Origin of the sequence: Selenihalanaerobacter shriftii (genome assembly GCF_900167185.1) — a bacterium.
GTDB lineage: Bacteria > Bacillota > Halanaerobiia > Halobacteroidales > Acetohalobiaceae > Selenihalanaerobacter > Selenihalanaerobacter shriftii.
In genome coordinates, this window is the sequence record NZ_FUWM01000018.1 from 36,707 (window position 1) to 48,756 (window position 12,050).

The window sequence follows — 12,050 nt, forward strand, 5'->3', positions numbered from 1 at the left end:
TCTAAAATCAAATCTTCTAACCCAGAATACAATTCCTCATTTTTATCCTAAATTAATACAATATATACTTTTTTTGATCACAGAAGTTTTGAATTTTCTAAAAAACTTATACTTTAAATTGATCAACTAACCCTTTTAAATCAGTAGCTTCCTCAGCTAATGATTCAGAAGTCTCTTTCATTTCTTCAGACATATCAGCAATGTTTTCAGTAGAATCAACTACTTGATCAGCACCAACAGCCATTTGTTGAGCCGCAGCACTAGCATCTCTAATTTGAAAGCTTGTTTCGCTTATGGCTTCATTTATCTCCTCAAAAGCATTACCTGCTTTAGTAATTACTTCTTCTCCAACTGCAACTTCCTTCGTTCCTTCTTCAATTGCTGTTATTGCTTCCGCAGAACCCTTTTGTGTTTCACTAATTAATTGGGCTATATCTTTAGTAGCATTAGAAGTTTCTTCAGCCAAATTTTGAATCTCTTCTGCAACCACTGCAAATCCTCTACCATGTTCTCCTGCTCTAGCTGCTTCTATAGTTGCATTTAAAGCTAATAAATTAGTCTGTTCTGCAATATTATTTATTAAATTTATAATTTTTTCAATCTCTTTTGTCTTTTCACCTAAATTCCCAATTATACCTGCTGATTCCTCTACCATATTGCGAATAGACTCCATTTCAGTAACAGCTTGCTCAATAGACTTGCTTCCATTATCAACTGTTGTATTCATTCTTTCCGCTGATGAAGAAACCATTTCAGTGTTTGATGCTATTTCTTCAATACTAGCTGATAACTCAGTAATATTAGATGTAGTAGTCCCAATATATTGATTTGATTCGTCAATAGTAGTCGATAAATCCTCACTAGAGCTACTTACTGTTTGAGCTGCTACCTTAACTCGATTTATAATATCACCCTGCTTATCAATCATATTATTAAAAGTAGTACCTAAAACTCCTAATTCATCTTCACGATAAGCAAAGCTAACTTGAGCAGTCAAGTCCCCCTGCTCTGTCTTATTTAAAATATCTACTAATTGATTAATAGGACCTGTAATATTATTAGTTACAAAAATAGCACCTGTCCCCATTAATGCCATAGCCACAAGACATGTAATTATCATCGTCCAAGCTACATCTTTATTAAACCGTGTCATATTACTAATCTGATCTGCAACTATTATATACCAGCCTAAATCTGAATTATATTCATAAGTGGCCATCATATTATTATTATTAACCTCATATTCTAATCTGCTTGTTTTATTTTCCTGAATATGATCAATAAGTTTTAAGCTATCACTGGATTTTCCATATAATACTTTTCCTTGCTTATCTATTATATAAATCTGTCCGGTTCCATTTTGAAAGTATTTCTTCTCCTTGGCATCAAGATCATCTAAATTCTTAATTAATTCTTCTTGTGACATATTAACTTCATTAAAATAATAATTTAACTCATTTGATATAGTCTCTAATTTTTCAGTAGATAATTTTTGAAGACCATCTGTCGCTGTATTATAAGTAAAGACACCTAGTAATAACAGACCAATCAATCCCAATATTCCAGAAAAAATCAATGTTTTCAATAATAGCCGGCTTTTCAAAGTACGTTCGACATCAATATCAAACATTTCTTTATTAATTAAACGCATCTTACCCCTCCTTTTTAAATAAAAAAAGGCCCCTCAAGGGCCTTAAAATGCAGTCTGGCAAGCTAAATCCTTTAAAGGATTTAGCCCCATAACTTTGCGTCCCTGCTTTTCAACAGGTTTGCCCTCTAAAATTTAAAATACTATTTTATTGTACATAATTATGATTCTAATCTATTATATTATAATTTCCTTATTATTACTGTAATACCTTTTAATTTAAAATAATTGTAATATAAAGTTATATTTGTCCCGGATATTTTGTGACAATCATCACAAAATATTGTATTTGTAATCCACTAGCATTATATTATCAAATTTAAATAACAGCCAAATCTAATGAACTCTAAATAGTAAGGATCCCAGAGAATATAATAAAAAAACAGCCTGTGTCCTCATGTTAATCAAAGTCACAGGCTTTATTCTTTAATAAATTTATTATTTATCTTATTCAATTATTTTAGCTACAATAATACTTCCCTCATAAAGTAAAATTAATGGTAAAGCCATCATAGTTTGTGAAATAATATCTGGTGGTGTCAATATAGCAGCAAAAACAAAAATACTGACTATTACATATCTTCGATTAGTAGTTAAGAATTGAGAAGTAATTAAATTTAATTTAACTAATAGAGTTATTAATAATGGTAACTCAAAAACTAAAAGAAATATACTTACTTAAAGAAAACATTGCTTCTAGATTATTAGATGTGAAACCTAAAAAGAACTTAATACCAAAAGGAATCACTACAAAAAATCCAAAAGCAGCTCCACCTATAAAGAATAAATATGATAAAGGCACTAATATCAATAAAGATTTCTTTTCGCTACCTTTAAGTCCCGGTAAAATAAACTTCCAAAATTGATAAAGAATAATTGGTAGAGCTACTAAAAAGCCTGTGAAAAAAGAAACTTTTAATTGTGTGAAAAAAGCTTCCGGAGGAGTAAGATAGACCAATTTTTTTCCAACTGGATGAGTTAATATATCTATTATCTGCTCTGCAAATAGATAGCTACCTATTGAAAAGATAACTAAAACACCAATAGAAATTAGCAACTTTTTTCTTAATTCAGTTAAGTGTTCAACTAATGACATCTGTATATCTGACATAATTATTCCTCCATCTTTAAAATATATTAGATTAAATTAAAAATTAAAACCACTTATCTAATGTTAGTACTTCTACTTCACTTCCCTTTGCTAAATATTCTATATCCTTTGGAACAACTGCCAAACTATTTGCATTAGCAAATGTGTGAAGCACTCCAGAACCTTGCGTTCCTGCTTTACTCACAAAATTTTCATTATCCTTTCTAGTAAGGATCGTCCTAAGATAGTGTCTTCTTCCCTTTTTCTTCTCAACACTTTCTTTTAGTTTTGCAGTAACCCTTTTAAATTTTAAATCTTGCTGCCCCATCAATTTTAGTAATGTCGGTCTAACAAAAATTTCAAATCCAACCATTGCTGCCGCAGGATTGCCTGGTAACCCAAAAACAGGTTTATCGTTATAAACTCCAAATGTTACTGGTTTTCCTGGCTTCATAGCTACTTTTTTAAATAATATGTCTATCCCTAACTCTTTATAGACATCCTGTATAAGATCATATTCACCAACTGATACTCCTCCAGTAGTAATTAAAATATCAGATTCTAAACTTAATTTTATCTTTTCTTTCAGTTTAGTCAATTTATCTCTACCGATACCTAAAATTTTAGGCTTACCACCATAAGTTTTAACCTGTGCTGCTATAGAATAGGTGTTACTATTCCTAATCTTACCTGCTTTTAAGTCATCATTAATATCTACCAGTTCATCACCAGTTGCTAAGATTGCTACTTCTGGCTGACGATAGACAGTAACTTCATCATAACCTAATGTTGCTAACATGCCAACTACTGCTGGTGTTATCTTCGTTCCAGGAGAAAAGATTAACTCGCCTTTCTCTACATCTTCACCAGCAGGACAAATATCTTTACCTTTAGATACCTCTACTAAGACCTCTATTTGATTCCCCTTTAGATGAGCCCTTTCCTTCCTTAAAACAGCATCAGCCCCTTTAGGAATTGGTGCCCCTGTCATTATCTTTAATGCTTCCCCTGACTTTAACTGATAATCACTAGGGTGACCAGCAGGAACTTCACCAACTAAGTTTAATAAGTTTGGATCAACTTTCGTGCTCCCAATTGTATCTATATATTTAACTGCATACCCATCCATTGCTGATTTATCAAATGGAGGTATAGTATCATTAGCATATATCTCTTCTGCAATTACAAAGCCTAAAGATTCTAAAATAGGTACTCGAACATTATCATTAATTTTAGCTCTATTCAAAACCTTTTCTAACGCTATATCAATATCAATCATTATTTTTCTCCTTTCTTTATATCTCTAACTTTATTTTTAATTATTCTTTTATAACTTCAATCTTATTCTTAGGCTGTACTTTACCACCTTGAATTACTTTGGCAAAGATTCCTTCTCGAGGCATAACACAGTCTCCTGCTTGGTGATAGATAGCACAACGGTCATGACATTCTTTTCCCAGTTGAGTAATTTCAAGTACCACTTCATTATTAATTCTAATTCGACTACCTATCTCTAAACTAAGTAAGTCAATCCCTTTAGTAGTCAAATTTTCAGCAAAATCACCTGCACTTACATCTAATCCTTTCTCTATCATCTTATCTATACTTTCTTGTGCTAAAAGACTAACCTGCCTATGCCAATCCCCAGCATGAGCATCACCAATAATTCCATAATCCTCTTTTAAAGTAACAGAGTCCTTATTAGTCTTTTGTTCTCCTTTGTTCTCGCTAATTGACACTGCAAAAATTTCTGCCATCAACATCACTCCTTAATTTTATTCAGTTTCTCTAACAAACTCACCACTCTGCCCACCAGTCTTCTTTAATAACCTAATTTCATCAATCTCCATTCCTTTATCTACCGCCTTACACATATCATAAATAGTTAAAGCAGCCGTTGAAACTGCGGTTAAAGCTTCTATCTCAACTCCTGTCTGTGAACTTATCTTCACTTCAGCTACAATTCTAATATAATTATCTTTAACATTAATCTCAAAATCTAAATCAACCCCAGTCAAATTTAGTGGATGACACATCGGGATAATATCACTAGTCTTTTTCGCATTCATAATACCAGCAATCTGGGCCACACCTAATACATCACCTTTCTCAATCTTGGCTTCCTGAATCCGATTAATAGTCTCAAAACTAGTATAAACTTTACCTTCAGCAATAGCTTTCCTCTCTGTTAATGGCTTCTTACTAACGTCAACCATTTTAGCTCTACCAGCTTCATTAAAATGAGTAAACTCTTGACTATTTTCAGTCATAAATTAACCTCCTATCTGTGACATCTTTCTTTGATTAATATTAAAATCAGAAACACTTTCTATCCCCAAACCTTTTTCTGGTTTATTAAGGATAACATCAGTAATTATTCGTTTTAATTCTTTATCATTCACTCCTGTTCGCAATACTTCTTTAATATTGAATTCATTATTAGCATGCAAACAAGGCTTTAAAAATCCATCAGCAGTTAAGCGGACTCTATTACATTCACTGCAATAATGATCAGAAATAGGGCTAATAAAACCAATCTTGCCTTTAGCTTTTGAAAAACGATAATACTTAGCTGGCCCATTTCCTTGATCGATTTCAGCAGGTATAAGATTATTAATCTGATTTAATTCTTCCTGAATCTCATCAATAGAAATATATTTCTTTTCTGCCCAGTTATAACTTTCACCTAAAGGCATCAATTCAATAAATCTGACTATGATTCGATTATCTAAAGTCAATTTAGCAATATCTTCTATTTCGTCATCGTTAACTCCTTTAATCAGTACCACATTTAGTTTAACAGGATTCAAGTTTGCTTTTTGTGCCTCTTTGATCCCTAATATTACCTGTGATAACGAATGATTAGTACGACTTATTTCATCAAACTTCTTTGCTTGTAATGTGTCTAAACTAATATTAACTCTATCTAATCCTGCTTTTGCTAAGTCATTAGCATATTTAGCTAATAATGTTCCATTAGTAGTCATTGCCAAATCTTCTATGCCTAATTTTTTAATATCTCTAATAAAATCAATTAAACCCTTCCTTACTAAAGGTTCTCCACCAGTTAATCGTACCTTACTAACTCCTAATTCAGTAGTAGCTTTTATTATCTTATATAATTCTTCATAACGGAGGATATCGTTACAACCTTTTAATTCAACTCCAGCTTCTGGCATACAATAAAAACATCTTAAATTACAACGATCAGTAACTGACACTCTTAAATAATCGATTTCTCGTCTATAATTGTCTTGCATTAGTCAACACCTACTCTCTATAATTACTCTTAATTTAGAATTAATTTTTAGAAATAATATGAATCTTATTTGCTGGAAGATAAACATCAATATTATCTCCAACTGCAAGCTTGAAATTACTATCATAAGCAAGATCAACTATAAAATCAAAGCCTTTTTTACTAAAAACTTTAATAAATAATCGTACTACTGACCCTTTATTTAAAATCCTAATTATTTCACCTGAATATGAATTTTCATCTCTTCTCTCTAAGTCATTAGAAATAATTTGTATGAACTCTGGTCTAATAGTAATTATCACTTCTTCTTCGACTTCTAAAGAATTATCATCATGAATTACTATAGAAAATTCTTCATTACTTAAAACTATTTCTGAATCATTTTTTGTTACTACTGACATATCAAATATATTCTTACTTTCAACAAATCGAGCTACATTTCTAGTTTGCGGTTGATAAAAAACTAATTCTTTAGAACCAAACTGTTCTATCTTTCCTTCATTATAAACTGCAACTTTATCAGCTAACTCAAAAACATCTGTTAAATTATGAGTAACATAAATAATAGGAATTTTAAATTCAGCATGAACTCTCAATAAGTCTTGTCTAAGTTTTTCTCGCACTAAAGTATCTAAAGCTGAAAATGGTTCATCTAATAATAATATATCCGGTTCAACAACTAATGCCCTGGCAATTGCTACTCTTTGTTTTTGCCCTCCAGATAACTCTCCAGGATAATGGTCAGCCAGCCCTTTTAATCTTAATTCAACTAATAATTTATTAACCTTATCTACAATCTCTCTTTTTGAATAAGTACTTTCTTGAATACCATAAGCTATATTCTCAAAGGCTGTCATGTGCGGAAAAAGACTATAATCTTGAAAAACATAGCCAATTTTTCTTCTATTAATAGGTAGATTTTCTTTAACATCTTTTTTTATCTTATGAAAAAAGGTAATTTTTTGATTGGATATCTCACCACGATCTGGCACTTTTAAGCCAGCAATCAACTCTAGAGTAGTACTTTTTCCACAACCACTAGGTCCAAATAAAACTAAAATTTCATTATCTAATTCAAACTCTATATCTAGTTCAAAATCACCTAATCTCTTATATACATCAACCTTTAACATATGACCACCTACTTTACAATATCTTTCTTTATAATACCTTTAATTTTAGCTCCCCAATAATTAATCTTAAGATGATTAAGATTAAAACTACAATTAAAATCAAACCAATTACTAATGGTAAAGCTGTCTTTAAACCTCCACTAGTAAATTGAACCCAAATTCTAATTGGTAAAGAATACGGATGATAAGCTAAGATTATAGTAGCTCCAAATTCACCAATTGCTCTAATCCAAGTCAATAGAATACCAGCAATAATCCCATCTTTAGCTAAAGGCAAGGTTATTTGCCAAAAAGTCTGCCTTTGACTCTTACCTAACAATAAAGAAATATCCTCTAACTTCTTATCTACTTTTTCAAAAGCCACTTTGGTAGTAATAATTAAATAAGGGGCAGTAATAAAAGTTTGTGCTAAGATTGTCCCCCAGATTGTACCAGTAAAACGCAAGCCATAACTAACTAATACTCCACCGATTATAGTTCGTGGACCAAAAAGCATTAATAATAAGATCCCACTCACAATTGGAGGAATAACTATTGGAAAGAAGATTAAAGCCTGTACAATTTTTTTACCTATAAATTCTCTTCTCGCCAATAAATAGGCTACTGGAATTCCCCATAAGATATTAATCACTAAAGTTATCAAGGAAGCAATTAATGAAACTCGAATAGCATTATAAAAATCAGAAGTTAGAATATTAGTTAATATATCTAAGGATAACCCTCTTAAAATCAGATTTAATAAAGGTAGACTAATAAATGATAAAGCTATAACAGCCAAAAAGTAAAAGACCATTTCAAATAAGCTTTTTTCCCTATTCAATATCTATTTCTCCTTCAATATATTTTTGTAATTTCACTGGAATCTTCTCTTTTTCTCCTCTAAATTGAACAGGTACTAAATTAAATCCATTCTTCTTAAATAATTTACGTCCTTCTTGAGATAAAACATATTCTACTGCTTTAATAACTTCAAAATTATTTTCTACTTCATTCAAAATAGTAATTGTGTATAAAATTGGTCTTCCTTGAAATACTTCTCCTTGATCAGTTTTATAACTGACTTGACTATATAAATCTGCAAATTCCGGATTGCTTAAGTTAACTTGGTCTGGTAAACTAATATATGATAAGTCTCTTTCAATCGCCTCATTCTTATAAGTTACAGCTGCATCAAGTTGTCCTGTTTCTAACATAGCCATCAATTCAGTCTCTGGAAATATTAATTTCTGCTTATTAGTATTCAAAACTCTTTCTCTTAAATTTTTTTCATTATAATATTTTGCTGCTAAATCAAACATAAATAAAGTCCGATACCCTTTTGGGTCCAAGTTTGGATCAGTTCTACCTAAGCGAAATCCCTTATTTAATAATAATTCATACCATACTTTCTTTCCTGATTTAACTTTCTTTATATCTGCTTTAAAGTTGTTATCTGAACTATAAGTAATCACTAATTCATTACTTAAAAAAGATAAATACCAATTGATTAAATTATCGTTTTCATCACCAATTAAAAGTTGTTCATTTACAGTAGGGTCCGCACTTAAATAAATATCTGGATAACGTAATCCCTCATTAATCATCCTTGCTCCACTAACCGAACCATGACCTTCACCAATGATTTTTATATTCAAATGTTTCTCTAATGCTGGATTAACTCTATTCTCCATCACATTTAATAGAGAACCGGCATATATTTCTTTCAAATCTTGCTGTGTAGTAAATAGATTAACATTAGTCATTGCAGTAGTAAATATTAAACCAATTAAAACTACTATGCAAATCCATGATCTTTTCATAGAATACTCCCTCTCAAAATAAAAATGCTCCTTATAAAAAAGGAGCATTTAAATATTACTATCTCCTTTCCAACTTAGGAGGCATAATCCTTTCGCATCATACCCTATCGCATTTAAGACACCATAGACCTTGCTCCTTTAGGCAATCTTAATTCGAAGATAACTAATCAATATTAATTAACTTTTAAACAAATTTAATCTTTCCTATAACATAATATCAATTTATCGTTTATTCTTCACTATCTAATTCTTTAACCTCTTTTGTTACATCTTCAGTTGCATTTTTAAACTCTTTAATTCCTTTACCTAATGACTGACCAATTTCAGGTAATTTACTAGGCCCAAAGATAACTAAAGCTATTACTAAAATCAAGATTAATTCTGGAGCTCCTAATCCAAACACATAAACCCCTCCTTAATTTATTAATTTTTTAATTCATTAACTTCGTTTGATAAGAACAACCAAAACATTTAACTGTTTCATCCTCAGTAGCAAAAAAATCATCACCACAGTTTAAGCATTTCTTTTTAAATCCTCTTAATATACTAATCTGTTCATTATTTAAGACCATTCTCATCTTTTCTTGATTGGAAAATTGAATTGCATCTAAAGTGCATACATCTTGACATAATTTACAACCTGTACATAAAGCAGGATTAAATAATACTTCCTTTTTCTCTTCCTCTTTAATTATCTTTAAAGCAGAGTTTGGGCATAATTTAGCACAAATACCACAGAAATCACACTCTATTGATAACTTCACATCCCAGAATACAGATTGTTTTACTGTATTTTTTATAAGTTTATTTTTAGAAATTTGCTGAATAAAACTTAATAATATTCTTCTATTAATTGGAAGTTCTGTATCATCATTATCTCTGTTAGATTTTTGCTTATCCTTGATAAAACTTCCCTTAATTTCTGACTTTAGAAAAGTAAATAATTCCCTTCTATTAATAACTTCATCATTAGCCTTTGTAGGATATTCTTTAGTTCCATCTCGTTTAATCTCTTCTTCGTTAAAAATTAAAGATTTTAATGTATAACTCGGAATTTGATTATCTTTTATCTCATTTAACCAAATTCGTTTTTTATTATTAAATAAACTTAAAATATTATTGCTATTTTTTATACTTTCCTTTATTAAATTCAGACCACTTAATTCACATTCAGCACATTTCCCGCTCTTTAATAATAAATATTTAAAATCGAATTTAAACATGCTAATTAAAATTTCTTCTGATAACCTAGCTAAACAATTAACTTTTATTTCTTTTTTTCTCATATTTCGTTTCAAATTAACTCTTTGACAAGAAAAAACAAGTTCCTGATCAAAGTTAGCAATGTTTTCAGCATCACTAATTAATTTAGAATCTGAACTTTCCTGGATAACAAAAACTCCTACAGGACAGACATTATAACATTGACCACATTTTTTACATTTTTCTTGTGAAATATTTACTTCTTGTTTTATAGTAATAGCATCCTGAGAGCAATTTTTAATACACCTCTGACATTGACTATGAGGGGAACGAATTTTAGTACATAAATGACTTTTAACTTTTATTGATTCAATATCTAAGTTACTAATTAAATTAAATAACTTATTTAAATAAAACAAATTCTTCACCCCTAGTTCAAAATTACTATTCTTTTCTTAATGAATCAACTTCATTAATTATCTCACCTATAAGCTGTTCATAATCTTTAATTATAAAATTCTTAGTTATATTAACAAGTGATTTATAAAATTCAGTATTAGCATTATTTGATACTCTCTTAGTAAACTCAGATATCCATACTCCTAAATGATTATCTAAAAATTCTCTTTGTATTTCTAAATATTGCAATGCAGATGTAAAATCAGAAGAGTTTATAGCTTCAATCTGATTGAAAGTTAAAAAGTACAAGAATTCTAACTCCATTATAATATGATCAGGTGCATCTTTAAAGTCATCTGCAACTTTTAATCCTACTTCCTTATATTTATTTAATACATCTACTGTAGAGTCTCCCATCACCTTCCTTTCTTTTTCTAAATAAATTGATCCATAAGGGGGTGCAATTAAGTCAAAAGGACCTACAAAAAGTCTTGAATATTCAACCTTTAAATCTTCAATATTAGAAATCTTTTCTCCCTCTTTTTGCAAAGAAATTGCATACTCCATTAGATCATCAGATATAACTTCTGTTGAAACTACTAAATTATCTAATACTTGACTTTCAAATAAATCTTTTTCTGGAAGATAAAAAAGAGTAGATAGGAGTTTATAAGTATTTTCTCTAGCTTCTTGTAAAGATAAAATTTCTTCTAAATTCAATTAAATTACCTCCTTTAGAAAGTATAGTAGGGGGAGTCTCCTCCCCTCACTATAACTGACTAATTATTTATTTCTGTGAATTAAAATCTCTAATATAATATACTCTTGGTTCAGTTCCTAAACTTTCTTTAAGTCTGAACGATTTATATTTCTTTAATAATTTATTTGCCTCACTATTATTATCATCTAAATTGCCAATCACTCTTGCATCAGCAGGACAAGCAGTTACACAATAAGGCTTTAAACCTTCTTTAACCCGATGATCACAAAGCAAACACTTCTCTACAACACCTTTTCTTCTAACACCATCATAAGTCTTATCGCGGTCTGTAGTATTTGCTCGAGCAGGATTATAATATGGAGGGATTTCACCTACTGCTTTTGTAACTTCTTTTCCAGAAGACGTTACCTTTGGTATAATCTTTTCGTTATCTCTCCAGAATGGATGGGCTTTCTCTTTATTAAAGTTAATTACTCCATACGGATCTGCTTTTTGACATCTTTTACAGCCGATACATTTATCAGGGTCATGAAGAACCATCCCTGTTCCGTCCTCATCTTTGTGCATAGCTCCTACAGGACAAACTTCTACACAAGGTGCATTATCACAGTGATTACATAAAGTTGGTATAAACTCATAGTTTACATTTGGGAATTTACCAACAGTTTTATGAGTATAGTGTCCCCAATAAAATCCTTCCTGTACATTATTCTCATTCTTACAACTTATTACACAAGCCCCACATCCAGCGCATTTATGAAGATCAATCACCATTACATATTTTGCCATTTAATTCAC

Annotated in this window: 12 protein-coding genes, 1 pseudogene and 2 riboswitches; all 13 genes and pseudogenes read right to left on the bottom strand. The window is 30.5% G+C overall.

Annotation, left to right across the window (positions count from 1 at the left end; all coding sequences use genetic code 11):
• Positions 1–106: 106 nt before the first annotated feature.
• Entirely contained in the window at positions 107–1,651 is a 1,545-nt protein-coding gene (locus tag B5D41_RS10295) for a methyl-accepting chemotaxis protein (RefSeq protein WP_078810561.1), read from the bottom strand.
• A gap of 45 nt (positions 1,652–1,696) precedes the next feature.
• Positions 1,697–1,784, bottom strand: a riboswitch (cyclic di-GMP riboswitch).
• Positions 1,785–2,095: 311 nt separating this feature from the next.
• Positions 2,096–2,759: pseudogene (tatC, locus tag B5D41_RS10300) on the bottom strand (twin-arginine translocase subunit TatC).
• A 43-nt stretch (positions 2,760–2,802) separates the two neighbouring features.
• Positions 2,803–4,017 carry a molybdopterin molybdotransferase MoeA gene (locus B5D41_RS10305; RefSeq protein WP_078810562.1) on the bottom strand — a complete coding sequence of 405 codons (1,215 nt, stop codon included), beginning with the start codon at positions 4,015–4,017 and terminating at the stop codon, positions 2,803–2,805.
• Positions 4,018–4,057: 40 nt separating this feature from the next.
• Positions 4,058–4,498, bottom strand: a complete 441-nt coding sequence (locus B5D41_RS10310; protein ID WP_200806467.1) for an MOSC domain-containing protein — start codon at positions 4,496–4,498, stop codon at positions 4,058–4,060.
• A 15-nt stretch (positions 4,499–4,513) separates the two neighbouring features.
• Positions 4,514–5,008 carry a cyclic pyranopterin monophosphate synthase MoaC gene (gene moaC, locus B5D41_RS10315; RefSeq protein WP_078810566.1) on the bottom strand — a complete coding sequence of 165 codons (495 nt, stop codon included), beginning with the start codon at positions 5,006–5,008 and terminating at the stop codon, positions 4,514–4,516.
• Positions 5,009–5,011: 3 nt separating this feature from the next.
• Complete coding sequence (moaA, locus tag B5D41_RS10320; protein ID WP_078810568.1) at positions 5,012–5,998, bottom strand: GTP 3',8-cyclase MoaA; 987 nt, start codon at positions 5,996–5,998, stop codon at positions 5,012–5,014.
• A 40-nt stretch (positions 5,999–6,038) separates the two neighbouring features.
• On the bottom strand, positions 6,039–7,130 hold the full coding sequence (locus B5D41_RS10325; RefSeq protein ID WP_078810569.1) for an ABC transporter ATP-binding protein: 1,092 nt from the start codon (positions 7,128–7,130) through the stop codon (positions 6,039–6,041).
• 28 nt (positions 7,131–7,158) lie between these two features.
• A complete protein-coding gene (locus tag B5D41_RS10330; RefSeq protein ID WP_078810572.1) occupies positions 7,159–7,950 on the bottom strand; it encodes an ABC transporter permease in 792 nt (263 codons plus the stop codon).
• On the bottom strand, positions 7,943–8,929 hold the full coding sequence (locus tag B5D41_RS10335; protein WP_159442939.1) for an extracellular solute-binding protein: 987 nt from the start codon (positions 8,927–8,929) through the stop codon (positions 7,943–7,945). Before B5D41_RS10335 ends, B5D41_RS10330 begins: the two co-directional genes overlap by 8 nt.
• A 46-nt stretch (positions 8,930–8,975) precedes the next feature.
• Positions 8,976–9,100: riboswitch (molybdenum cofactor riboswitch) on the bottom strand.
• Between the two features lie 58 nt (positions 9,101–9,158).
• Positions 9,159–9,332, bottom strand: coding sequence for a twin-arginine translocase TatA/TatE family subunit (gene tatA, locus B5D41_RS10340; RefSeq protein ID WP_078810575.1), 174 nt, complete (start codon positions 9,330–9,332; stop codon positions 9,159–9,161).
• 28 nt (positions 9,333–9,360) lie between these two features.
• Positions 9,361–10,551: a 4Fe-4S dicluster domain-containing protein gene (locus tag B5D41_RS10345; protein ID WP_159442940.1), complete on the bottom strand. Its 1,191-nt coding sequence runs from the start codon at positions 10,549–10,551 to the stop codon at positions 9,361–9,363.
• Positions 10,552–10,576: 25 nt separating this feature from the next.
• Positions 10,577–11,251 (bottom strand): TorD/DmsD family molecular chaperone, encoded by a 675-nt coding sequence (locus B5D41_RS10350; protein ID WP_078810578.1) that lies wholly within the window; start codon positions 11,249–11,251, stop codon positions 10,577–10,579.
• Between the two features lie 67 nt (positions 11,252–11,318).
• Positions 11,319–12,041, bottom strand: a complete 723-nt coding sequence (locus B5D41_RS10355) for a 4Fe-4S dicluster domain-containing protein (RefSeq protein WP_078810579.1) — start codon at positions 12,039–12,041, stop codon at positions 11,319–11,321.
• Positions 12,042–12,050 lie beyond the last annotated feature (9 nt).